The organism is Ligilactobacillus sp. 110_WCHN (assembly GCF_030518115.1).
Lineage (GTDB): Bacteria > Bacillota > Bacilli > Lactobacillales > Lactobacillaceae > Ligilactobacillus > Ligilactobacillus aviarius_C.
Genome location: NZ_JAULLI010000022.1, coordinates 1 through 23,313 on the forward strand (window position 1 = coordinate 1; position 23,313 = coordinate 23,313).

The 23,313-nt window shown below is 38.7% G+C and carries 21 protein-coding genes, 3 tRNA genes and 2 pseudogenes; 6 read left to right on the plus strand and 20 right to left on the minus strand.

Features of this window, described 5'->3' with window-relative positions; translation table 11 throughout:
• Positions 1 to 10 precede the first annotated feature (10 nt).
• Complete coding sequence (gene rpiA, locus Q3C15_RS07290; protein WP_302704810.1) at positions 11 to 700, plus strand: ribose-5-phosphate isomerase RpiA; 690 nt, start codon at positions 11 to 13, stop codon at positions 698 to 700.
• A 17-nt stretch (positions 701 to 717) separates the two neighbouring features.
• Positions 718 to 2,052: an aminopeptidase C gene (locus tag Q3C15_RS07295; RefSeq protein WP_286006272.1), complete on the plus strand. Its 1,335-nt coding sequence runs from the start codon at positions 718 to 720 to the stop codon at positions 2,050 to 2,052.
• Between the two features lie 995 nt (positions 2,053 to 3,047).
• Here Q3C15_RS07295 and Q3C15_RS07300 read toward each other — a convergent pair.
• Positions 3,048 to 3,137 (minus strand): type I toxin-antitoxin system Fst family toxin, encoded by a 90-nt coding sequence (locus Q3C15_RS07300; RefSeq protein WP_283601521.1) that lies wholly within the window; start codon positions 3,135 to 3,137, stop codon positions 3,048 to 3,050.
• Between the two features lie 436 nt (positions 3,138 to 3,573).
• Between Q3C15_RS07300 and Q3C15_RS07305 the strand changes: the two are divergent.
• Positions 3,574 to 4,151 (plus strand): annotated as a pseudogene (locus Q3C15_RS07305) (recombinase family protein).
• A gap of 264 nt (positions 4,152 to 4,415) precedes the next feature.
• Here the strand turns inward: Q3C15_RS07305 and Q3C15_RS07310 are convergent.
• On the minus strand, positions 4,416 to 5,114 hold the full coding sequence (locus Q3C15_RS07310) for a 2,3-diphosphoglycerate-dependent phosphoglycerate mutase (protein WP_283601520.1): 699 nt from the start codon (positions 5,112 to 5,114) through the stop codon (positions 4,416 to 4,418).
• Between the two features lie 75 nt (positions 5,115 to 5,189).
• Positions 5,190 to 5,537 (minus strand): annotated as a pseudogene (locus Q3C15_RS07315) (C40 family peptidase); the annotation flags it as partial.
• Between the two features lie 313 nt (positions 5,538 to 5,850).
• Here Q3C15_RS07315 and Q3C15_RS07320 point away from each other — a divergent pair.
• Positions 5,851 to 7,212 (plus strand): LCP family protein, encoded by a 1,362-nt coding sequence (locus Q3C15_RS07320; RefSeq protein WP_302704791.1) that lies wholly within the window; start codon positions 5,851 to 5,853, stop codon positions 7,210 to 7,212.
• A 36-nt stretch (positions 7,213 to 7,248) separates the two neighbouring features.
• Here the strand turns inward: Q3C15_RS07320 and Q3C15_RS07325 are convergent, their stop codons facing one another.
• From Q3C15_RS07325 to Q3C15_RS07355, 7 genes are all read right to left on the minus strand, one after another.
• Entirely contained in the window at positions 7,249 to 8,229 is a 981-nt protein-coding gene (locus Q3C15_RS07325) for a beta-ketoacyl-ACP synthase III (RefSeq protein WP_204779672.1), read from the minus strand.
• Between the two features lie 159 nt (positions 8,230 to 8,388).
• Positions 8,389 to 8,473, minus strand: a tRNA-Leu gene (locus tag Q3C15_RS07330).
• Positions 8,474 to 8,527: 54 nt separating this feature from the next.
• The gene (locus tag Q3C15_RS07335) at positions 8,528 to 8,971 is read right to left on the minus strand and encodes a SprT family protein (protein WP_204779671.1); all 444 of its coding nucleotides are present in this window, start codon (positions 8,969 to 8,971) and stop codon (positions 8,528 to 8,530) included.
• Positions 8,968 to 11,160, minus strand: a complete 2,193-nt coding sequence (locus Q3C15_RS07340) for a Tex family protein (RefSeq protein WP_302704799.1) — start codon at positions 11,158 to 11,160, stop codon at positions 8,968 to 8,970. The genes Q3C15_RS07335 and Q3C15_RS07340 overlap by 4 nt, the downstream gene beginning before the upstream one ends.
• 71 nt (positions 11,161 to 11,231) lie before the next feature.
• The gene (locus Q3C15_RS07345) at positions 11,232 to 11,666 is read right to left on the minus strand and encodes a hypothetical protein (RefSeq protein WP_302704801.1); all 435 of its coding nucleotides are present in this window, start codon (positions 11,664 to 11,666) and stop codon (positions 11,232 to 11,234) included.
• 9 nt (positions 11,667 to 11,675) lie between these two features.
• A complete protein-coding gene (nadE, locus tag Q3C15_RS07350; protein ID WP_057826807.1) occupies positions 11,676 to 12,503 on the minus strand; it encodes an ammonia-dependent NAD(+) synthetase in 828 nt (275 codons plus the stop codon).
• Between the two features lie 17 nt (positions 12,504 to 12,520).
• Positions 12,521 to 13,999: a nicotinate phosphoribosyltransferase gene (locus Q3C15_RS07355; RefSeq protein WP_057826808.1), complete on the minus strand. Its 1,479-nt coding sequence runs from the start codon at positions 13,997 to 13,999 to the stop codon at positions 12,521 to 12,523.
• 127 nt (positions 14,000 to 14,126) lie between these two features.
• Here Q3C15_RS07355 and Q3C15_RS07360 point away from each other — a divergent pair, with 127 nt between their 5' ends.
• Complete coding sequence (locus Q3C15_RS07360) at positions 14,127 to 14,858, plus strand: WecB/TagA/CpsF family glycosyltransferase (RefSeq protein WP_278852274.1); 732 nt, start codon at positions 14,127 to 14,129, stop codon at positions 14,856 to 14,858.
• A 17-nt stretch (positions 14,859 to 14,875) separates the two neighbouring features.
• Here Q3C15_RS07360 and Q3C15_RS07365 read toward each other — a convergent pair whose 3' ends face one another.
• From Q3C15_RS07365 to Q3C15_RS07410, 10 genes are all read right to left on the minus strand, one after another.
• On the minus strand, positions 14,876 to 15,574 hold the full coding sequence (locus Q3C15_RS07365; protein WP_204779666.1) for a GntR family transcriptional regulator: 699 nt from the start codon (positions 15,572 to 15,574) through the stop codon (positions 14,876 to 14,878).
• A 116-nt stretch (positions 15,575 to 15,690) separates the two neighbouring features.
• Positions 15,691 to 15,762, minus strand: a tRNA-Gln gene (locus tag Q3C15_RS07370).
• Positions 15,763 to 15,771: 9 nt separating this feature from the next.
• Positions 15,772 to 15,854: transfer RNA gene (locus Q3C15_RS07375), tRNA-Tyr, on the minus strand.
• Positions 15,855 to 15,952: 98 nt separating this feature from the next.
• Positions 15,953 to 17,410, minus strand: a complete 1,458-nt coding sequence (locus Q3C15_RS07380; RefSeq protein WP_302704811.1) for a peptide MFS transporter — start codon at positions 17,408 to 17,410, stop codon at positions 15,953 to 15,955.
• Between the two features lie 649 nt (positions 17,411 to 18,059).
• Entirely contained in the window at positions 18,060 to 19,271 is a 1,212-nt protein-coding gene (locus Q3C15_RS07385; protein ID WP_302704803.1) for a tyrosine-type recombinase/integrase, read from the minus strand.
• Positions 19,272 to 19,355: 84 nt separating this feature from the next.
• Positions 19,356 to 19,505, minus strand: a complete 150-nt coding sequence (locus Q3C15_RS07390; protein WP_302704804.1) for an AlpA family transcriptional regulator — start codon at positions 19,503 to 19,505, stop codon at positions 19,356 to 19,358.
• Positions 19,505 to 20,824, minus strand: a complete 1,320-nt coding sequence (locus Q3C15_RS07395; RefSeq protein ID WP_302704805.1) for a Rep family protein — start codon at positions 20,822 to 20,824, stop codon at positions 19,505 to 19,507. The genes Q3C15_RS07390 and Q3C15_RS07395 overlap by 1 nt, the downstream gene beginning before the upstream one ends.
• Before the next feature lie 138 nt (positions 20,825 to 20,962).
• Complete coding sequence (locus tag Q3C15_RS07400) at positions 20,963 to 21,142, minus strand: hypothetical protein (RefSeq protein WP_302704806.1); 180 nt, start codon at positions 21,140 to 21,142, stop codon at positions 20,963 to 20,965.
• A 137-nt stretch (positions 21,143 to 21,279) separates the two neighbouring features.
• The gene (locus tag Q3C15_RS07405; protein ID WP_302704807.1) at positions 21,280 to 21,936 is read right to left on the minus strand and encodes a hypothetical protein; all 657 of its coding nucleotides are present in this window, start codon (positions 21,934 to 21,936) and stop codon (positions 21,280 to 21,282) included.
• Positions 21,920 to 22,303: a hypothetical protein gene (locus Q3C15_RS07410; RefSeq protein ID WP_302704808.1), complete on the minus strand. Its 384-nt coding sequence runs from the start codon at positions 22,301 to 22,303 to the stop codon at positions 21,920 to 21,922. Before Q3C15_RS07410 ends, Q3C15_RS07405 begins: the two co-directional genes overlap by 17 nt.
• A 160-nt stretch (positions 22,304 to 22,463) precedes the next feature.
• On the opposite strand from Q3C15_RS07410, the gene Q3C15_RS07415 reads away from it, so the two are divergent.
• Positions 22,464 to 23,141 (plus strand): hypothetical protein, encoded by a 678-nt coding sequence (locus tag Q3C15_RS07415; protein WP_302704809.1) that lies wholly within the window; start codon positions 22,464 to 22,466, stop codon positions 23,139 to 23,141.
• Positions 23,142 to 23,313: the final 172 nt, after the last annotated feature.

Sequence of the window (23,313 nt, forward strand, 5' to 3'; positions counted from 1 at the left end):
AGGATTACTGATGGATCAAAATCAACTTAAAAAACTCGTTGGAGAAAAATCAGTCGAATTTGTCAAAGATAACATGATTCTTGGACTTGGAACCGGAACAACCGTTAAATACATGGTTGACGCCCTTGGCAAACGGGTTCAAGAAGAAGGCCTGCACGTTACCGGGGTAACCACTTCCGAACGGACGGCCCAACAAGCTAAAAGCCTTGGAATTCCGTTGAAATCAGTTGATGAAGTTGACCACATCGACTTAACGATCGATGGCTCAGATGAAATCAGTTCAGATTTTCAAGGAATCAAGGGTGGCGGTGCTGCATTGCTTTTTGAAAAGATCGTTGCGATCAATTCCGATAAAGTAATGTGGATCGTTGATGAAAGCAAACTTTCACCAAAATTGGGGTCATTCCCGCTTCCGGTTGAAGTCATTCCATACGGCAGTCAAAAAGTGTTTGAACGGTTTGAAAAGAAAGGCCTTAACCCGAAATTCAGAATCGATCCGCAAACAAATGAACGCGTCCGGACCGATTCAAATAACTATGTCATCGACCTTTACTTGCATGAAATCGATCACCCGCACACATTGGCAAAATATTTGATCAGCCAAGTCGGCGTGGTTGAACAAGGCTTGTTCCTTGACATGGTCAACACGGTGATCGTTGGCCGGCAAGATGGTCCCGAAGTAATCCAGGTTAAATGTTAATTTTGAGGTGAATATTTATGAGTAAAGCAATTAGTCAAGAACAATTACAAAATTTCCAAGCTGACCTCGACAAGCATGAAGGTCACGAAGTCAACGAACGCGCCGTTACTAAAAACGGAATTTTAAGTGTCAGTGCTGACTACCGTTCAGAAGTCGCAATGGACCGGGTCTTTTCGATCGACATTGACACCGGAAAAGTTGCTGATCAAAAACGGTCAGGCCGGTGCTGGATGTTTGCTGCTTTAAATACAATGCGGCATTCAATGCGCGAAAAGTTACACATGAAAGACGACTTTGAACTTTCACAAAACTACACCTTCTTCTGGGATAAACTTGAAAAATCAAACTATTTCCTTGAAAATGTGTTGCAAACTGCTGAACTACCAACTTCTGACCGCAAAGTTGCATGGTTGATGCAAACGCCGCAACAAGATGGTGGCCAATGGGACATGTTAGTCGCATTGATTCAAAAATACGGAGTTGTTCCGCAAACCGTCATGCCGGAAACCTTCAACTCATCAAACTCAACGGAAATTAATAAGCAACTCAACCTTAAACTTCGCAAAGATGCCGTTGAATTGCGCGAATTGGTTGCCGCAAAGAAGAGTGATGCTGATATTCAAAAAGCAAAGGAAAAAATGCTGAACGAAATTTACCGGATGTTAGCTTACACATTTGGTGAACCACCAGCAAACTTTGATTTTGAATACCGTGATACTGATAACAACTATCACCGGATCGAAAACATTACGCCGCAAGAATTCTTCAAGAAGTACGTTGGTTGGAACTTAGACGATTACGTTTCAATTATCAATGCCCCAACCGCTGACAAACCATTCAACCACATGTACACGGTTGAAATGCTTGGAAATGTTTTAGGCGGCCGGCAAGTTCGCCACTTGAACCTTGATATGCAAACCTTCCGCAAAGTTGCCATCGAACAACTTAAACATGGCGAAAGTGTTTGGTTTGGTTCAGATGTTGGTCAAGAATCCGACCGGAAGAAAGGAATCATGGACACGAACCTCTACCACCAAGACGAACTTTTCGATGTTGACTTTTCAATGTCAAAGGCTGAACGGCTTGACTACGGTGAAAGCATGATGACCCACGCCATGGTATTGACCGGCGTTGACTTGGTTGACGGTCAACCAACAAAATGGAAAGTTGAAAATTCATGGGGCGATAAGGTCGGCGAAAAAGGATTCTTCGTAATGAGCGATGACTGGATGGAAGAATTCTGCTACCAAATCGTTGTTAACAAGAAATACTTGCCAAAGGACCTTCAAGAAATCTTGAAGGAAGAACCAACTGTTCTTGCTCCATGGGATCCAATGGGTGCATTGGCTTAACGTTTTATAAATTTAAGTATACTTTCACAAACGACTTAATATCAACGCTTTTAAAGAGTATATCTTTTAATTGCGTTGTACTTAATTTCACTAGAATTAAATAAAAACCTAGCCAAAATTAATTAGAAAAAATTCCGATCAAGGGCATAATCGCACAGGAAACTGCGGTAGATAAATAGCCACTAAAGCTTTCAAAACAAAAAGACTTGCTTTATGATGAAGCAAGTCTTTTTTCATATTGTTTCACTTTTCTAACAAGAAGATAAAACCCTGTATTGAGTTAATTATTTCCATATTTTAAACTCCAAAAATTAATAACATAATGCTGCTAGCGATTAAGCTAGCAGTTTTTTTGTAAAAAAATAGTTTACCTTTTGAAGTAACCCATTTTAATTTTATTTCCATAAATTCCTACTCACTTATTTTAAACTTAGCTTATCGTCTAAAAATTATGATAAAATAAATGTGGAGCTTCAGTATTGAAACCCAAAGAGGATTTAGCATCTCCAAGTTCTGGCTAAATCCTCTTTTATTTTTTCTTCAATTAAGTCTGGAAAAATAGTTGAGCTATCTCAAAACACATCCCTACTGAAAAATATAATAAACAACCAAATAGGCATGAATTTTTATACACAAATAACATTCATTATGCTAATATGTACCCGTAAGACGAGTTGATGAGAAATCATACAACTTCCGGTTTAGATGTACTCATCTAACCAGTTAGACCTCTTACAAAAATCAGCGGAATTCTAAGTCTGCTGGACTTCGTTGTATAAGCAACTCATTATCGCTTATTAATCCACTTACTTACCACACAACATTCCCTTCAAATGACGTGCCTGTGGTTATACAAAATAAGTGGATGATACCATATAGTCCTAACCTAACTGGTCCGTCTAGCCAGTTAGGTCTTTTTATTAAAAAACGCCCGAATAAGTTAGCTAGGCTCAAACGGACGATTTCCTTACATACGCGCATCAGTTAGCAACCTTTTAATGCTCGTTTAACCAATGCGTAAATAAAGCTGCCAAGCACCCGACAAGCGTTGGTGTAAGGATATATTTGGCGATAATTAACAACACAGCTTCCTAACTGCCGGCTAACAGTTAGGTTCTTATTTTGTGGAATATGTGTAATCAAGGTGTCCTATCTAAACAGGCTCTTTAAAAAAATCTAATAATTTACTAGATTTATTTTATAATATATCCGTGTAATCTATCTGAAATAAAGCATCCTCTTGCTTTACGATGAAAAATAACAATTGTTGTTAAAGTAATATTATCACCGAACCCTCCATAGAATGGCTAAAAAACATAATTAAGTAACATTTTTACCAGCAATAATCAAAAAAAGGTAAAAAGAGACTTGCTTTACGGTGGGGGCAAGTCTTTTTTCACACCATGTACTTTTTTACATCTCTAAGCAGAGTAGAGCATAGTTAAAATCTTTAAATTAAAATAAAAACTAATGTAGAAAGGAAATATAAAAATGAAATTCGGATAGGCACGTGTTTCAACCATGGATCCAAACCTAAATCGTTAACTTGGGCAACTTCATCAAGCAGATTGTTAAAAAATCTTTCAAGAAAAAATTTCAGGTAAAGATGCTAAACGTCCTCAACTTCAAGCAATGTTAAATTTTATTCGTGAAGATGATGTGCTATTAGTATGGAGCGTCTTGGTCGGAATAGCCATGATATTTCTAACATTACCGAACAGATCAAACATAAAGGTGTAACCATTAACATTCTTAATTTACCTTCTTTTGAAGGTATTAAAGATCGAAACTTAAAGAATTTGTTGACTAATCTTGTCTTAGAAATCCAAAAATACACTGCTGAGCAAGAACGCAGAACAGTACTTGAACATCAACAACAAGGAATTAAACTTGCAAAAGAACGCAGTGCATATAAAGGTGGCGTTGTTCAATATTCTAAAGATACTAAAAATCCTCAACGAAAATTGATTTATAACACAGTAGTTTCAATGCTCAAGTAAAAAGCCAATGGTGAACCAATCACCATTAAACAAATCGCTGATAAAGCTGGAATTACCCGAAACACCGTTTACCGCATAAAAAACGAATTAGAATTGTAAATAATTTTATAAAAGGATTTAAAGTTAAATAATAAGTGCTATACTAAAAGCATCCAATGAAAGACACATTCTAACATCATTGTTTTCTAAGGCTCGTTGTTATGACGAGTTTTTTGTATATTAAAAGAGCAGCTAGCCACTATGAAGTGAACTCTAAAAATTGGACAATAAATCTAAGATTTGAGGTGCATAACATATAGCGGGTGGGTTTTATTTCGCCCGTTTCGTGCTCAACCAGTTCTAAAGACATAATAAAAAATCTGCCTAATCGGCAGATTTTTTTTCGTATGACAAAACTTTCTTATCCAAAACTTCAAGGGTTTGATCATCTAACGTATAAACAATTGGTTCGCCATTATAAACTTCAACCCCGTCAATGCCTTCATCACTGATGCGTTCCAGGTATTTTAACAATGCCCGTAAGGAACTCCCGTGAGCGACAACTAGCTGATTTTTCCCTGCTTTAAGGCGAGGAGCAATTTCATCGATCCAGTATGGAATAATGCGGGCTGAAGCCATTTCCAAACTTTCAGATAACGGCAACAAATCATGCGGAACACTTGCATACCGCCGATCATCATCAAATTTCTCTAATTCTGGCGGAATTGAATAGTATGACCGCCGCCAAAGCGCAACCTGCTTCTTTCCATAAATTTGACGGGTATAATCCTTATTTAATCCCCGTAACGCGCCATAGTGCCGTTCATTCAGCCGCCAAGTTTTATGTTCCGGGATCCATAATTGATCGATTTCATCTAAAACAATATTAGCGGTTTTAATTACCCGTACTAAAACCGATGTATGAACATCGCTGAATTGGATTCCTTCTTCACGCAAAAGCCGACCGGCCGAGTGGGCTTGCGCCTCTCCTAATGCTGTCAACGGAACATCTGACCATCCGGTATATTCATTTTTTTGATTCGCAATACTCTGTCCGTGGCGGAGTAAAACTAATTTAACCATTAGTTCACCTTCTTACGCTTTTTAACCAATTTTTATCATATCAAAATCCCTCCGGACGATAAAGCAGAAAGAATTTTAATCAAGTCGAATTGCGAAATCCGGCCGGAAAAATTGGACATCTGAAACCATTACGGATTGTCCCGGCGCGGGCGCCTGAATAAATTTTCCGTTTCCGCACGCAATTGCAACGTGATACGTCTGCCCCGGCAATCCCCAGAAATATAGATCTCCTGGTTGGGCTTGATCAAGTGGAATTTTTTTGCCGCAATGTTCCTGCTGAGTCGTCACCCGTGGTAACTGCTTTCCGCAATGCGCATATACATATTGCACAAGCCCTGAACAGTCAAACCCGTTTGGGGTGGTCCCGCCCCAAACATACGGCACTCCGAGATATTTTCGGGCTTCACGAATGATTGGATTGGCGTTTTGTTCGTTTTCTAAATTATCTTCGTTCTTTTCAAAATCATGATTCACTTCACTTGGCAATTCAATTTCTGTCCCAGCCGAAACCGTTACTTCAACGTCATTAATCTTCGTCTTTGGCGCCCAGTAATAACTTGAAGCGTGAACTTTTTCCGCCCCGCATAGTAATAATAATGCGGTGACACCACTAATTATTAGTCTTTTTATCATTATCATCCCTCCATTTATTAAATTCGCAATTTATTCAACTTTTCAATTATTTTTTTTGGTATAATTCAATAAGTAAATATAAAGATAAAATCAAGGAGTTATTATGGAAAAAAAAGAACGCGAAGATTCATCATTATATGATGAAATTCCTTCACGAGTTGAAGAATATCATAGACGAAATCATGCAAAAAAAAATATTCGCAAAAAAATCTGTACGTTCTTATTAGTTATATTACTAATTGGATTTTATGGTATCGGCGCCTTTGCATTAAGCATTTTAAATCACACACGAACAGCAATGTCAAAAGCATATTCGCCCACGACAAAGGATCAAGCTGTTTCACAGGTCTTAAAGGACAAAAAGCCATTTTCAGTTTTACTGTTAGGAACTGATACCGGAGATCTTGGGCGAACTTATACGGGTCGAACAGACACGATGATCGTAATGACCGTTAATCCACAGACGGAAAAGATTACCATGACAAGCATTCCACGGGATACGGCCGTTCACATTCCCGGATCAAACAACGAATATGATAAGATTAACTCAGCTTACACGTACGGTGGAACGGATCTGGCGGTCAAGACCGTTGAAAAGACACTTGATATCCCGATCAACTTTTACATGCTGATCAACATGGGTGGACTAGTTAAAGTAATCGATGATCTCGGCGGCGTAACCGTTACCCCGCCATTGACGTTCTCATACCAAAATGTTTCAGTTACAAAAGATAAAACCGTCAAACTTGATGGTAAACAAGCATTATCGTATTCGCGGATGCGGGATGACGACCCTCAAGGTGATTACGGTCGGCAAAAACGGCAAAAACAAATTTTAACGGCCATCATCAAAAGGGTAATGTCTGCTTCTTCATTAACGAAATACAACAAGACGATCAATGCGATCCAGGGAAGTTTAAAAACTGATCTTTCATATGATGACTTGATGTTGATCGAATCCTATTACAAGGATGCCGGAAAACACGTTTCATCGCGGGTTCTTCAAGGAAACAGCGAAACGTTAAGCGGCTTATCATACCAAGTCGCAACTGCCGCTGAAAAACGGAAAATTTCAAATGAAATTCGGCACCAACTTGGATTAAAAGATTCAGACTATAATTTCGAAAAAGACTCACTCAGCCAACTTGAAGGCGATAGCAGCAGTGATGATTCAACCACAGACACCACTTCAACCGGTAACGGATACGGTTCAGCAACGGGAAATGCTGGGACTGGTTACGGAACCGGAACAAGCTATGGAAACCAAACAACAACGGCTTCTCCTCGAACCCAAACTCAAGGATACGGAACGGGAGCAGGCACCGGAACTGCTAATCAAACAGCAGGGACTGGAACCGGTGCTGCAACGGGACATGCAACCGGCGGCAACTATGGTCGGACTGCTGGAGCAACCGGTGCGGGAACCGGAACTGGCACGGGAACGACTGGAAATTATGGATACTAAAAAAGATTGTGCGAAAAAAAATCGCACAATCTTTTTTTAATAATCACTTAAGTCTAACAACAGACTGCCGTAAACTAATCCGGCACCAAAGCCCGTTAATAATGCTTTCTTTGGCCGTTTCCCATTTGCCAGCTGTTCACTTAATGCCAACGGAATCCCCACTGACGAAGTATTACCAGCATAATCAACGTTAACGGCAAACTTTTCAAATGGAATATTCAACCCTTCAGAGATTTTTTCAAGCAACCGTAAATTTGCTTGGTGAGGAATTACCAAATCAATCTCTTGCGGATCAATTTGATTTTCATTTAAGAAATCTTTCATGTGATCGATGACCGTTGTCGTTACAAAATTAAACACGGCTGGACCATCTTGATAAAAGGCCTTTGCTTGTGGATAATTTTCAGCCTTAACAGCTGAAATTGGCTTGATTCGGCCGCTGTTGACAGCTTCCATGTTGCCATCGGCCCGCATTTTTTCAGCAAGCAGTGAATCCGTTGCATTTTCCTTCTTTTCTAACAATGCACCGGCAGCCCCATCACCGAAGAAAACAGCCGATGTCCGGTCCGTAAAGTCCATCATCTTTGAGTTATTTTCAACACTGATCACAATCGCCTTATTGTATTGCGGACTGTGAAGAAACTTATCTGCCGTACTGTAACCGAAAATAAATCCGGCACAGGCCGCTGACAAGTCATAGGCAAAGGCATTTTTCGCCCCAATATTCTTTTGAACAAGGGCAGCGGTTGATGGCGTCAATGCATCCGGTGAAATTGTTGAAACGATGATCAAATCAATTTCTTCCGGAGCAACATGCGCCTGTTGCAAAAGCTTTTCCGCAACCTTGGTTGCCATTTCAGATGAATCTTCATCAATTGCATAATGACGAGTTTTGATTCCTGTATGAGCTTGAATCCATTCATCAGAAGTATCCATAATTTTACTTAATTCATCATTTGTAACGACCCGTTCAGGTAAATACCCTGCACTGGCTGTTAATTTAACACCAACTGACATTATGTTCACCTCAAAATTCTTTTTTCTCATTACCCTTCAAGCAGATATACATCCTAATTTAAAATCTTAATCTAAGATACTCCTGAAAGGAAATGAATGCAAAATATTTGTGTTTTTAGGTAAAAAAAAGCTGAGGCATAATACCTCAGCTCACCTTTATGCGGGTAAATGGATTCGAACCATCACGAGCGCAATGCTCACCAGATCCTTAGTCTGACGCGTCTGCCAATTCCGCCATACCCGCGACAACAAAAGTAATTATAACAGACAAAATTATCAGACGCAATATCTTTTTTAATTATTTTGAAATTAATTTCAAATGACCGCCACACCGTGAACAACGATACTTCTGGACATTAAAATGCCGCTGGCGATAATACCGTTTATGGCATTGCCGGCATTCATACACGATTTGCGGGTCGGGCCGTAAACTTGACGGCGAATACCGGCTCCCGCCAACCTTTTGCAGCAAGACCTTAAAATCGTGATCCCGGTGCTGGTAACCGCGGTGATTTAAATGCAAGTGATAATGACACAATTCATGTTTGATTACCCCTACCAAAATTTCAGGCGGATAATCAGTTGCGATATGCGGGTTGATTTCAATATTATGAGTTTCCAACATATACCGTCCGCCAGTTGACCGTAGCCGGGAATTAAAGCTCGCAGTATGGCGAAACGGAACTTGAAATGATTCATTTGAAATCCGTTCAATTAACTGTTGCAGTTCTTGATCGGTCATTTCTCGGCCTTCTGTTCCGCTGGCGCAACCATTGATAATTGGATCCGGCCGCGTTTCTCATCAACACTATCGACCCAGACGTCAACGATATCCCCAACAGCAACCACATCCCGCGGGTTCGCAACATATGAATCACTTAACTTCGAAATATGCACTAGCCCGTCTTGCTTAACGCCAATATCTACAAAGACACCGAAATCCACAACATTCCGGACTGTGCCTTGAAGCTGCATTCCCGGTTTCAAATCTTCAAGGTGAAGCGTATCTGAACGCAGAAGCGGCATTGGCATCGTATCACGGAAATCACGTCCCGGCTTTTCCAAACTTGAAACAATATCCGTCAACGTTGCTTCACCAATTTGGTTTTCCGCCGCAAACTGCTTTTGATCAAACCGTTTTAATTTTTGATTCAACTTAGCCGTTCCAATCTCATCCTGTGCTGCCTGATTAGCCGCTAAAAGCTTTTCGGCAGCCGCATAGCTTTCAGGGTGAATGTCGGTATTATCCAATGGATTCGTCCCGTTCACGATCCGTAAGAAACCAGCTGATTGTTCATATGCCTTATTTCCAAGCCGCGGAACGTTCAGTAATTCCTTCCGCGTCTTAAACTTGCCGTTTTCATCACGGTATTTCACGATATTTTTGGCAATCGACTTATTCAATCCTGAAATATGTTCTAATAATTGCGGACTGGCAGTGTTTAAATTAACCCCTACCTGGTTAACGCCCGTTTCAATTACCTGGCTCAGTTTATTATCCAGTTCCTTTTCTGGCAGGTCGTGTTGATATTGACCAACCCCAATTGATTTCGGATCAATTTTAATCAATTCAGCTAATGGATCTTGGAGCCGCCGGGCGATACTGACTGCTGACCGCTCTTCAACGTTAAAGTCGGGAAATTCGTCCCGGGCGATTTGACTTGCGGAGTAAACCGAAGCCCCCGCCTCATTGACGATCACGTAGTAAACCGGCATTGAGATCTCTTTTAAAACTTCAGCAACAAACGCTTCAGATTCCCGACTGGCAGTTCCGTTTCCAATCGCAACCATTTCAACGTGATAATCGTTAATTAAGGCCTTGAGTTTCTCCTTGGCTTCTGCCCGCAGCTTCGGATTCGGCTTTTGGCCCTTCGCTTTTTCATGCGGGTAAATTACGGCTTTCGCTAAGAACTTCCCGGTCGGATCGATCACTGCCAGCTTGCAGCCCGTTCTGAATGCGGGGTCCAATCCAAGAACCGTTTTACCTTTTAACGGCGCCTGCATCAGCAAATGATACAGATTATCACCAAACACATTGATTGCCTTTTCATCGGCTTTTTCCGTTAATTGTTTCCGGATCTCACGTTCAATTGCCGGCCGGATGAACCGCCGATAAGCATCCGTATATGCATTTTCAATGATGGGAGCTGCTTCGCCTTGACGACTGCCGATAAACCGGGAGTGAAAATACCGTAATACAAATTGCTCATCAAGTTCAACCTTTACCCGAATAATTTTTTCTTTTTCACCGCGGTCAAGGGCTAACGTTTGATGGGAGGCCATCTTACTGATTGGCTGTTCAAAGTCATAATACAGCTGATAAACACCCTTTTCATCAGCTTCTTCGTCTTTGACCTTTGAAACAATTTTCCCATGTTTTAACGTGTTTTGCCGAACCCAGTCCCGTAACTGGACGTTTTCGCCAAATGCTTCCGCAATAATTTCATGAACGCCTTGAAGAGCATCATCGACCGTCATGATTTCTTTTGCCAGATTCAAATATTTTGCCGCTTCAGCTTCAATCCCGGAATTAAAGCCTAAAACATACCGGGCAAGCGGTTCTAACCCCGCATCCTTAGCAATTTGCGCCTTCGTTTTCCGTTTTTGCTTGTATGGCAAATACAGGTCTTCCAGCAGCTGCATGTTATCCGCTTGGTTGATTTTGGCCTTCAACGTTGCGGTTAATTTCCCCTGTTCGTCAATTTTGCTAATAATATCGGCTTTGCGTTTTTCAATTTTGGCAACCTGATCGTATGTTTTTTGAATTTCGCGCAGCTGGACTTCATCAAGACTGTCCGTCATTTCTTTCCGGTACCGGGCAATAAATGGAACCGTATTCCCATCTTCAAGCAATTTTAATGTTTCTTTGATTTGATGCGGCCGCAATTGTGGCAGTTGATGTGCTGTAATTTCAAGATATTGCTGTTCCATCTTTCTTCTCCTTTAAAATTAAAAAGAGGTTGTGACCCACGTCGCAGCCTCCCTGCTTTTTCACCCTTAAACTATGCCAAATGGAGTCCCCGGATGATTTTTTGGACACTCCGGTTAACTTTATCCATTGCCGTTTCCTGTGCCTTTTCAGCTGCATCAAATTGTTTCCGGTCAACTTGGTAGCCTTGATAATCAATGCTGGCATTCATTGCTTCGCAGCCCTTTACAAATTCCCGATAATGAGCAATCAGGTTCTTATGAACCCCAATCAACTGGGCCGGAGCTTGCGCCTTTTCTAAGGTCGTTAAGTTCGTTTGATATTGCTTAACGCCTTCGCCAAAACTTTCCTGCGTAGCTTGATAGTCTTCGGCTTCGATTTCTTCATCATCATTCAATGCACTTCGAAAAATATTGAAGTACGGATCCATCTTCGCACTCATCTTTTGGGTGCTGTCTAATACATTGTTGATCACACCTAAATATTGGTTAATATTTACCCGTCGCATTTTTTCACCCTATTTCCAAAATTCGTCATAAACGTTGATTGGCATGTGCCGCTTGTGTTCCGTCTTCACATACCAGTTTTCAATGATTTCCGCATTGTGATCATCAACCGGTTTGCCTTCCAGATAATCATCAATATCGTTATACGTTACCCCTAACGCTACTTCGTCAGGCAAAGCCGGCCGGTTATCTTCAAGGTCAGCTGTTGGCGTTTTTTCATATAAGTGCTTTGGCGCATGCAAAACTTCAAGCATTTGCTTGCCCTGACGCTTGTCTAACCGCCATAACGGGGTGATATCAGCACCGCCATCTCCGTATTTCGTATAGAAACCGGTGATTGCTTCAGCTGCGTGGTCTGTGCCAACCACTGCACCGTGATTAGCCCCGGCAATTGCATACTGTGCGATCATCCGTTGCCGCGCCTTGATGTTGCCCTTATTAAAGTCGCTGACTTCGATTTGGTTGGATTCAACCGCCTTGACCATTGCGTCAGCAGCTTCCTTAATGTTGACCCGCACAGTTTGATCAGCATTCATAAATTCAATGGCATCCATTGCATCTTGTTCATCGGCTTGATCACCGTATGGAAGCCGCACCGCGATAAATTGATAATCTTGGTCGCCCGTTTCTTCCCGCATTTCCGTAATTGCCATTTGGCTTAACTTTCCGGCAAGCGTTGAATCTTGGCCACCTGAAATTCCCAAGACAAGGGTCTTTAAAAATGAATTTTTCTTCAAGTATGCCTTTAAAAAGTCAATTGACCGGCGAATTTCCTTTTCCGGATCGATTTGCGGTTGAACCTTTAACGTTTCAATGATTTTTGCTTGTAATTCACGCATTTCTCTCACTCCACTTATTAAATATCATTCGGAAGCGGCTTTTGGTTATTCGTTTCCCGAATGGTTTGAATAATTTTCATCTTGTTATCATAGCACTTCTTTGAAAGATCAACGGGATAATCTTGCGGGTTCAATAACCGCTTATATTCTTCCCACAAACTTTCAAGGTGCTGTTCAGCGTACTGCTTGATTTCTTGTAAACTTGGCTGATCATAGACTAATTCGCCGTCTTTGAAAATTTCCGTCAGCAATGGCCGCGCATTAAAGTTTGTGACCTGCTTATTGATATACGTATATTGCGGGTGGAACATCAACAGCGACTTTCGTTGTTGCGGCTTTTCATTATAAAGGGCAACGTAATCGCCTTCTGATTTACCGGAATCTTTCCGGGTGATCCGCCAAACCTGCTTCTTTCCTGGAGTTGACACCTTATTAACGTTACTTGAAATTTTAATGGTGTCTTCCATTTGACCTGTCGCATTTTCAATGGCGACCATTTTGTAAACTGCACCTAAAGCTGGTTGATCATACGCCGTGATCAGTTTCGTGCCGACACCCCAAACGTCAATTTTGGCATGCTGCATTTTCAAGTTCATGATCGTTTTTTCATCAAGATCATTTGAAGCATAGATTTTAGCATCCGGGAAACCGGCTGCATCAAGCTGCTTGCGCACACACTTTGAAATGTATGCCATATCGCCAGAATCGATCCGCACCCCTAAAAAGTTGATGCGATCGCCCATTTCCTTCGCAACCCGAATCGCATTCGGAACGCCGGAACGTAATGTGTCGTAAGTATCAACCAAAAAGACACAATCATGATGCGTTTCAGCGTATGCTTTAAATGCTTCATAGTCATTTTGATATGCTTGCACTAATGCATGGGCATGGGTTCCGCTTGCTGGAATCCCAAAAATCTTACTTGCCCGCAAGTTGCTGGTTGCATCAAAGCCGCCAATGTAAGCTGCGCGCGTTCCCCAAATGGCGGCATCCATTTCCTGGGCCCGCCGACTGCCGAATTCAAGTAAGGGATCATCCCCGACAACTGACCGAATCCGGGCAGCTTTGGTCGCAATCAACGTTTGATAATTGATAATATTCAAGATTGCGGTTTCCACTAACTGACAATCCGCTAATGGGCCTTCAATCTGCATCAACGGTTCATTATTAAATACGATTTCTCCCTCGACCATTGACCGAATACTTAACCGAATTTTGAAATTCCGTAAGTATTCAATAAAATCATCCTGATAACCCATCTCTTCTTTTAAGTACTGAAGGTCAGACTCTGAAAAGTGCAGGTTTTGGATATATTGAATTACACGTTCCAACCCGGCATAAATGGCATATCCGTTTTGAAACGGTAAATCGCGAAAATAAACTTCAAAGATTGCATTCCGATCGGCAATCCCTTCACGCCAATACGTTTCGATCATATTCAATTCATACGCATCAGTATGAAGTGCTAAGCTGTCGTCTGCATATTTATTAATCATGATATTCCTCTTTAAGATCGTAATTTACTAGATACATAATAGTGCTTATATTTTATCACTTTTCGGGTTCCCACCGCAAAATAGTTTGTTCTATAATGAAATAAACAAAGCAGAAACGAGGAAGATCATGACGCGTTTAAAGGTCAATATTCTTGGAATTGAATTTGATAATTTTACCCAGAAAGAATTGGTTCACCAACTGATTACCGATAACCAGCAACATCTTAACCGGTTCGTCGTCACGGCTAACCCTGAAATCGTTCTGGCAGCCACCCGCGATCCTAATTACCAGCAGATCATCAACCATGCTGATTACGTTACTGCGGATGGAATCGGCATCGTAAAAGGTGCGCAGATTCTGGGCACCCCGCTTGCTGAACGGGTAACCGGCTTTGATACCATGCAAGCATTGTTGCAATATGCTGATCAAAGTCAAAAGAAAGTTTACTTTTTAGGCGGTAAGCCAGCAGTGATCAGCGCATTGAAAAATGTAATTGAGAAAAAATACCCGCACTTAGTCATTGCTGGAATGCATGATGGTTATTTTAATGATGAAGAACCGATCGTCCATGAAATCCAGCAATCCCAACCGGATTTCATTTTTGTTGCGTTGGGATTTCCAAAACAAGACTTTTTCATCGCCCATCACCGGTCTATTGCCAATTCGATTTGGATGGGCGTCGGCGGCAGTTTCGACGTTTTGACCGGCAACGTTCAACGGGCCCCTGAATTTTGGATCAATCATCACATTGAATGGCTCTTCCGGCTGATCCAAGAACCGACCCGCTTTAAACGGATGTTAGCTTTGCCGCGTTATTTATTCCGCGTTTATCGGCAAAAATTCAAGCAAAAAAAATAAGGCCTCAGCCTTATTTTTTATTTCTCTAAGTAAAATTCAAACCGTTCGCCGGCATATTCTGTTCGCACATATTCAAACGGCAGTCCCGTTGTCAGTTTAGTAATTTGGCGTAGCTTTAGAATCGGTGCTCCCCGTTTGATTTTCAAATAATCAGCAATCTTTTCCGATGCGCTTGATGCCGAAACCGTCTGTTGGGCATGCCCAATCTCAAGCCCGTGTTCCTGTAACGTTTGGTATAACGACCGGGTAATTTGCGCTCGTTGATAATTTTTAACTAGCGAATATGGTAACGTTGCAACTTCAAAGCAAATCGGAACTTCGTCTGCATACCGAATCCGTTCCATTCGTAAAATATTATCATGATCACTGAGTTTCAGGTGTTCCTGTTCACTTAACGACGGGGTCGTTACCTGATACGAAATTGTTTTACTTGAAGGCGTCTTTCCCTGATTTTCCATCAGCTGAGTAAAACTCGTTGTCCCGGACATCTTTTCCTGAACTTTTTTCCGGGCAACAAACGTTCCAGAACCGACCCGGCGTTCAAGGATTCCTTCATCAACCAGCGTTTGAACTGCCTGGCGCAAAGTCATTCGGCTAACGCCATATTTTTCAGCCAATTCCCGTTCTGCTGGGATCCGATCGCCGACTTGCCACTTGCCTTTTTCAATTGATTCCTTTAAATCATTATGAATTCGAATATAAATTGGAGAGCTCATCCTTAAATCCATTCCTTTAAAATTTATACCATAAGTATATCACTAAATATTATTCGTTTATCCGGTTAATACAAAAAAGGTTGTGCCCTTGCACAACCTTTTACCCAATAAAAAAATTGGGGTAGCTGGATTCGAACCAGCGCATCACGGTACCAAAAACCGTTGCCTTACCGCTTGGCTATACCCCAATAAGATGATGGAGGGGAGTGGATTCGAACCACCGAACCCGAAGGAGCGGATTTACAGTCCGCCGCGTTTAGCCAGACTTCGCTACCCCTCCATGTTCAATTAAAATCAAATGCCTTATCACATCCGACTTAATTATCATACATGCTATTTAGAAAAAATGCAAGGACTTTTTTCAAAAAAATTATTTTTTTAGTCTGACATTGCTAATTGTTTGATCTTGGGGGCAATCATCAATAAGACCAGCCCTAAAATAATCGTTACTCCCCCAATGATTCCAAAGTAATGAATCTCGGTTGTCTGGTTGTAAAACTTTACGATTTGCGAGTTGATCGCCTGCGCGACCGCATCCGTTAAGAACCACATGCTCATCATTTGTGACCGAAATGCTTGTGGAGCCAATTTAGTGGTCGTTGAAAGTCCAATCGGTGAAATCAACATTTCCCCAATAATGACCAACGCCCAACTCATGACCAGCCAAAGAGGCGAAACTTTTGTGTGAGTCCCGTAAAGCATTCCCGGAAGCATCATCCATAAGAACGAAATTCCCGCAAAAAATAATCCCAATGAAAATTTGGTTGCTGACGATGGTTGACGATTCTTTAACTTACTCCACAGCCAAGCAAAGCATGGAACGTACAGCATAATGAACAGCGGATTCATGCTTTGAAACCAGCTTGCTGGAAATGAATGACCCAACACCGTCAATTTAGTCTGTTCTTCAGCAAAAATCGCCAAAGTAACTGATCCCTGCTCTTCAATGATCCAGAAGACAATCGCAGCTAAAAATAATGGAAGGTAGGCTACGACCCGCTTACGTTCGTTCACCGTTACTTTTTGATTGGTCAGCATTACAACAAAGTAATAAATCGGAATTCCAATTGAAAGGATCGACAATACAAGAATCACGTTGCCAATATTAAACAGATTAAATTCGATCATAATTACGCAAGTCAAAACGATCCCAATAACCCACGCAATCCCCTTTTTGATCAGTCCGCGAACTTCTTCCGGTTCAAGCGGATCATTCGGAAACATGCTGTCAGGCGATAAGTACAGCTTGCCATCGATCGAATACTGAACAAGTCCAAAAAACATTCCAATTGCGGCAAGTGAAAAGCCGATATGAAAATTATACGTTTGCCCAATGTACCCCACAATAATTGGCGCAATAAAGGCCCCCACGTTAATTCCAAATACAAAAATATTAAATCCGGCTTCCCGGCGATAATCATCCTTATCATACAGGCTGCCAACCATTTCAGAAACGTTGGGTTTTAACATCCCAGTTCCAAAAGTGATCAGAATGATCGAAATAAACAACGCGGCTTTGCCGTATGGCGTTGCTAAAACGATATGCCCAAGCATGATTAAAATTCCACCGATCAAAACCGTTTTCCGACTGCCCCACAGGCGATCACTCATAAACCCGCCAAGAACACTTGTCAGATAAACTAGCGCCCCGTAAATCGACATGATCGATGCGGCCGTCGCTTTACTAAAGCCCAATCCGCCTTCCGTTACCGAATAAAACATATAAAACAGCAGAATTGCCCGCATGCCATAGTAACTAAACCGTTCCCACATTTCAGTGAAGAATAAGGTTGCCAGTCCGCGCGGGTGTCCTAAAAATGTTTTTTGCGACTTAATTGGAGTCAATTTTAAATTCCTTCCATAAATAAACTTAATAATATTTAAAGTATAGTCATCTGTGGGAAATTGGTCAATTTTCGGTTTCATTTTTGAATAAAAAATAAGGACACAAATTTAATCATGTCCTTATTCTTTGTCCAAATTACACCAAAGTACCTGTCAGACACACAGAAAAGTGTTGTCTTTTGTTGTTATATCAATGTTTATCCGCATTCTAAAATTCTTTACAGACACACGGTTATCTGTCGTGTGTCTAGTGTGTGTCTGGCCTGTAAACCTATGTGTATTTTATTTTAAGATTAATCTAATATTAACGCTTAAAAAAACACCTCATGCACACAGAATCAACTCATAAAACATTGATATAACAGTGGACTCATCTTTCATTAAAATTTTCTCATGCACACGCACTAGAACTGTGTGCACAGAATGTGTCTGTTTTGAATATTTTAAAGTTTTTTTGTGTACACTTAAATACTTATATAAACAAAAAAAGCCTTATATCAAGGCTTATAAACATTTATGAACGTTTTATCATGATTGCAGGCTCACAGGTTGTAAGTCAAAACCGCATTATATCAAGCATGAATTAACGTGCCAAACCACTCCGTGTGTCAGAATGTGTCAAGCCTCATTAATCCATTATTTAACTGTTAATCCAAAGATTATTCATTTGATCGTTAATATCACGATCAACATGAACATAGGTCTTCATAAATTCCTTTGTTGTATGCCCCATTCTTGCAGCTGCCCAAGGATAACTCATTCCTGGAGTGTTACCTAATTTCGTTGCAATTGTATGACGTAACGAATACATCGACCATTGTCCTTCAGGTTTAATTCCAACTTCTTCACCAATTTTCTTTAGCATTTCATTCAAACTCGTTTGTGTCACAGGATAACCTGCTGACGATTTTTGAAAATCATTCAAATTCAAAAAAATGAAGTTATTAAAGTTTGAAATTCCATTTTCTTTTAGGAACTTGCTTTGATATTTTTCAAATTTATCAAGCATTGATTTTAATTCAAAAGAAATTGGCAAGGTTATTCTTTTTTCTCCTATCTTCCGCGCTTTGAGATGACCATTCAACGATTTTGTGTAATCACTCCACGAATCGGAAAGTTCAAAAACATAATTATTTTTCTGTTTTTGAATGCTATTCCATGTCAAGGCTTGAAGTTCTTGAGGACGCATTCCAGTTTCTAGGTCAACCCAAATTGCTAACTTAGAAACACAACTTGAAAATTCAGAAAAATCGATCTTTTCTTTCAAATAGTCTTTGACTTTCTCAATTTCCAAACTATCCAATACATATCTTGGAACTTTTAATGCTTTTTCATCGTTCTTAAAGAAAATATCAAGAGCACGCGACGGAACAGGATTTTTAGGATATAATGTTCCAACCATTAGTTCCAAATATGCTTTCAGATGTGTTAATCTGCGAGCAATTACTGAATTTCGACTAACCGTTACATGGTGATCTTCAACAAATTTTCGCGCAAAGCTACCTATTATGTAAGTAGTCATATCTTTCATTTTGATGTGTGAAAAATATTGTTTAAAAATCCGACTGGAATATTCCCAATCTTTATAGGTTTTCTTTTCCCATCGTCCCTTCGCATATTCCACTTCAATGAATCTTTCAAAGCAAATTGGAAAAAGTTCTTCGGCAGTAGCATAGTCATATCCTGATTCGTACTTGTGCCACATTGAGCGTTCAACCTTTTTAGCCTCGGTTAACGAATCAACATATTCAGCAGGAATATTCAATCTTTTCCCTGTGACTTTATCACGTGGCTGAATTCTGACTTGAAACTTTCCAGAATATTTTCCAGTTTTTACTTTTTTAATCGACATGTTCAACCTCCAAATAGAAGAATAAACATAACCATAAAAGAGTATATCACTCTTATGAATGTTTTAATTACTTAGCAACCATTCCTAAACTTCCTTATAAACGAAATATTTCCTGCTTTTACTTCCCAGTTGATGGTAAGGAAGACCATTTTTCAGCATTTTATAAAGATATGCTCTACTGATACCTAATTTCATTGCTAATTGCTTTGCATTCAGAATTTCTTCTCCAAACATTAACTTTTCCTTTCTAGTTTTAATCCAACGCTTCTACCAATCTTTTCTTCAAAAGAATGTAATTTTTCTAGTATTTTTGGTGTAATTTCGTTTTCTTCTTTCTTGTAATTTTTAATAGATGAAATATAATTTTCAAAACTCGTTTCTACTTTATAGTACGGTCTTTCACGTTTAAAATTTCCACTTCCCGGCGATGGAATTTTTTCTGTTCTATATCCTGCATATTTCATCAATGAAACTTTATCTTTTTCAACATTTAATGCCATTGTTATTCTTCGTTCTAACTGCTCAAATCCATCAACTGCTGGACGAATACTTTCGTCATTTTGATAATACCGTGCCGGATCATATGGAGAAGTAATAATAATTAAATCTGCCAAAACTTTCTTGTCATGGTAACGTGAAGGAGCACTCACATCAAATCGACTATTATCTAACATTTTTAAAAGATCAGAATATGAAACCTTATCAGGACGAAATTCATCTAAAATTACGCAATGTTCTCCATTATAATCTTGAAAATAATCCTTATCACTTCCACTTAAATAATATTCATCTTTTACTACATTTCGAGCAATCATCTTTGCTAAGACTGTTTTTCCTGTTCCACCACGACCACTAATCCAAATTATTGATTTTAAAGCATCATTCCTAGAACGGTTTTTGAACCATTCATCAGCATCAATTTCAAGTTTTGTACTCTTTACAGCATCCAATTTTCTTAAAAAATACTGCATCAATAAAGGATCATATTGCAGCACCATGCGTTTAGCTTCAATTTCAGAAACCTTATTTGTCAAGTAATCATTAAGTAATTTTCCAACAAATTCTTTATTTGATACTTTATTTGTCATTTTTACTCGATGTTGAAGTTTTTCTATATATTTTGCGTAATTAAAATTCGATTTAACTTCTTCAAAAGAATATTGATACTTTTCTTCAGCGCCTTTGGTTCTATGTGTTAAGTATGCAAAACCATTCTCAATTCCATGACGTTTATATTTTTTAGTCATTGATTCAAAATATTCAACTGAATCTTCCAACTGTTTTGCTACTTTCGTTACTGCTCTTGATTTATCCAGTTCCAGCATTACATGAACATGTGGTGTTATCAAACCTCCATTTGAGCTTTTATCCTTATCATGAATGATAAGCGCATACCTCTTAATAAAATCTAAACTTTGAATTCGTTTCAACAATGCATTAATTTTTTCTTCACTTGTTTCTTCCTTTGCAAATGGTAATTTTTCAATTTGCTGAACATACATAAAGGCTTTAGAACGAATCGCTGCATTATTTTGATTTAAATTATCTTTCATATTAATCATTCCCTTCATAAAAAATATTGTGCAAAAAATCTGCAACTATACGTTCGACTTCAAAACAAGCCCTGAAGTCGAACATACCAACACTTGCATCATTATTCTGTAATCATACGAATCTAAAATATTTTTCTGTTATTCTAAATTACTCATCTCATATTCCAAATGAAATTCATATCGATCATTTTCTCGAGCATAATCAAAATTTACAATTTGATTATCCTTAATTTCTAAATCATTAAAAATCTTTTTAATAAGTTCTATCAAATTCAGCGGTAAATCCGACGCAATCCAAATATTTTTTACCATCATCATTTCCTCCAATTGTTATTCTTCATTGCTTAATTTCCAACCTCATACCACTTCGTCTCAAAAAAATATGACAATATGACTTCTCGTTACTTTCGTATCTCGCATCCATATTGTCATATTTTCTTTCGTGGCGTTTGAAATTAAGCAGCGTTCTTAACGTTATAGCAACTGTATAATTCGAAAGCAACTAATACTGGATTGCTTCGACTAGCACGGTCTTGATATGCTTCTAAGACATACTTTTGATAATTTGTTCCTTCGAACAATTGTTCCAATTCTTCATATACCTCTTGAACTACTACTGTGCTATTTGCTTTGGGAAGTTCTTCTTTTAGAAATTTCAAAAATTTTCTTTTTGACGACGATGCCGTAATAACTTCCTTCATGTGTTGCATTGCATCAACATTATTTTGATACTCATTTTCAGTCGTCATTTTACTCCAAAAATCAAGATAATAATCTAATTCTTGCTGTTCTTCGTTAATGTACGTTTCCCATTCGTCATGAGATTCATCCAAACTATTTGATTTATCAATTAATTTTTTCTCTTCAGATTCATTTCTCTTCTTTTCTTTTTCGATTTCTTTTTTCTCTTCTTGTAAATTCTTTCTCGATTGTTCAATATCTTCTTTTTCTTCAAAGTATTCTCGAATTCGATCAAGAAAATCTGCTCCTCCAACTTTTTGTTGATAGTGTTCAACTACTAATTGGATCAAAAAAGCAATTAACATTAAAATTCCAATAAGAAATCCTGATTTAATCATTACTGATAAAATTGTATTAAATAGATTTAACATTATTTGTTTCCTCCTTATCTTTATAAATTGAATCTGCTTGCCAACGATATACATGCTTTTTTCGCGAATAATATCCGCCAAAATTCTTCAATTTTACAAAATCGCCGAATTGAAAATCGTTGGCTTTATTTTCGGAAATATTAGGAATAACAACCATAATTGGATTCTGCTGATATTCTCCATCTGATTGACGAACCCAAATTCCATACCCACTAACTTCATCGGTATATTTTCTGTTATCTTTATCCCAAACATATTGCGGTTCAGGTGCCGTTCCAACAATCTGAAAGACTCCTTTTCCATTCATCCCTGCTCGATAGGCAACTTCCTCATTAAAGATTTCTTTACTATTTTTCTTTAATAGCATTTTAAATTCCTCCTATTCATAATACATATTATTTTTTTAATCTATTCTGTTTAATCTACGTCATAAAATCACTTCCTTACATCTTTGATTAATTTTAAGTTTATATTTATAATTAATCTCAGACATGCAAAAAATGAGATTAATTACGTTGGGGAAAATTATGAATAAAGAATGGTTTACAGTAGAAGAAATTACAGACATTGTAAATAATGCAAATATTAATGATAAGGAAATAACATCTAAAACTATTAATCGCTTACTAAACAAATTAGCTAATGAAAATTCTCAAGATGAATCCCTTGAACGAAAAAAAGATAGTACACAGAGCGGAAAGGGAAGAAAAAAGTTTTTATATAACATTAACTATGTACAAAAAGTAATTGAGCATTTTCATTCTGATTTTTATCTCTTTAATAATGAAACAACATCAAATAAAATTAGAAAAGTTTTATTAAATGTAAAAAAGTTAAATAATCATATTATTGAACCAATAGATGGACTACTTAGGGATTTTCCACAAGAAAGAGAAGCTTTAAAGGATAGAATGAATAAAGCAAATATTCAAATAAATAATATAATTCAAAAAGAAATGTATGATTATGAATTCGAGATTCAGAAAACACACAGGCAACTACAACTTTTACAATATAAAAACAATATAATAAATGATATTTTAGAAATTAGAAATTTAGATGCCAAGGAAAAAATTGAATATATAAAAAAAGTTCAAGTATTAAGAGACTATCCAATCATTACAAAAATTCGAAGGGAAGTTAGAATAAAAAAAGCTCAATCAAATAACTTTGAAAACAGCAAAAATGAAGATAAATCATACTAATTTGGCGATTTCCCAGGTTATGTTTTAAATGCAGACTAATTTTAAAATAAAAAAATTACTGAACGTTACACAAGTAAATGATATAAAATATTTAGATTCGCATTTCAAAAAGGTAGATTGCAATAAATAACTTGAACAAATTTAATGACGCAGATTAAGCAAAAAGATCTCA

What these genes read in the sequence shown, in the direction of transcription:
- Q3C15_RS07320 (WP_302704791.1), top strand. Translation starts at nt 5,851, where the DNA reads ATGGAAAAAAAAGAACGCGAAGATTCATCATTATATGATGAAATTCCT.
- Q3C15_RS07390 (WP_302704804.1), bottom strand. Translation starts at nt 19,505, where the DNA reads ATGTTTGGAGAAGAAATTCTGAATGCAAAGCAATTAGCAATGAAATTA.
- Q3C15_RS07395 (WP_302704805.1), bottom strand. Translation starts at nt 20,824, where the DNA reads ATGAAAGATAATTTAAATCAAAATAATGCAGCGATTCGTTCTAAAGCC.
- nadE (WP_057826807.1), bottom strand. Translation starts at nt 12,503, where the DNA reads ATGCGTGAATTACAAGCAAAAATCATTGAAACGTTAAAGGTTCAACCG.
- Q3C15_RS07325 (WP_204779672.1), bottom strand. Translation starts at nt 8,229, where the DNA reads ATGTCAGTTGGTGTTAAATTAACAGCCAGTGCAGGGTATTTACCTGAA.
- Q3C15_RS07385 (WP_302704803.1), bottom strand. Translation starts at nt 19,271, where the DNA reads ATGTCGATTAAAAAAGTAAAAACTGGAAAATATTCTGGAAAGTTTCAA.
- Q3C15_RS07340 (WP_302704799.1), bottom strand. Translation starts at nt 11,160, where the DNA reads ATGGAACAGCAATATCTTGAAATTACAGCACATCAACTGCCACAATTG.
- Q3C15_RS07365 (WP_204779666.1), bottom strand. Translation starts at nt 15,574, where the DNA reads ATGAGCTCTCCAATTTATATTCGAATTCATAATGATTTAAAGGAATCA.
- Q3C15_RS07310 (WP_283601520.1), bottom strand. Translation starts at nt 5,114, where the DNA reads ATGGTTAAATTAGTTTTACTCCGCCACGGACAGAGTATTGCGAATCAA.
- Q3C15_RS07410 (WP_302704808.1), bottom strand. Translation starts at nt 22,303, where the DNA reads ATGCTATTAAAGAAAAATAGTAAAGAAATCTTTAATGAGGAAGTTGCC.
- Q3C15_RS07335 (WP_204779671.1), bottom strand. Translation starts at nt 8,971, where the DNA reads ATGACCGATCAAGAACTGCAACAGTTAATTGAACGGATTTCAAATGAA.
- rpiA (WP_302704810.1), top strand. Translation starts at nt 11, where the DNA reads ATGGATCAAAATCAACTTAAAAAACTCGTTGGAGAAAAATCAGTCGAA.
- Q3C15_RS07295 (WP_286006272.1), top strand. Translation starts at nt 718, where the DNA reads ATGAGTAAAGCAATTAGTCAAGAACAATTACAAAATTTCCAAGCTGAC.
- Q3C15_RS07415 (WP_302704809.1), top strand. Translation starts at nt 22,464, where the DNA reads ATGAATAAAGAATGGTTTACAGTAGAAGAAATTACAGACATTGTAAAT.
- Q3C15_RS07360 (WP_278852274.1), top strand. Translation starts at nt 14,127, where the DNA reads ATGACGCGTTTAAAGGTCAATATTCTTGGAATTGAATTTGATAATTTT.
- Q3C15_RS07400 (WP_302704806.1), bottom strand. Translation starts at nt 21,142, where the DNA reads ATGATGATGGTAAAAAATATTTGGATTGCGTCGGATTTACCGCTGAAT.
- Q3C15_RS07405 (WP_302704807.1), bottom strand. Translation starts at nt 21,936, where the DNA reads ATGTTAAATCTATTTAATACAATTTTATCAGTAATGATTAAATCAGGA.
- Q3C15_RS07355 (WP_057826808.1), bottom strand. Translation starts at nt 13,999, where the DNA reads ATGATTAATAAATATGCAGACGACAGCTTAGCACTTCATACTGATGCG.
- Q3C15_RS07345 (WP_302704801.1), bottom strand. Translation starts at nt 11,666, where the DNA reads ATGCGACGGGTAAATATTAACCAATATTTAGGTGTGATCAACAATGTA.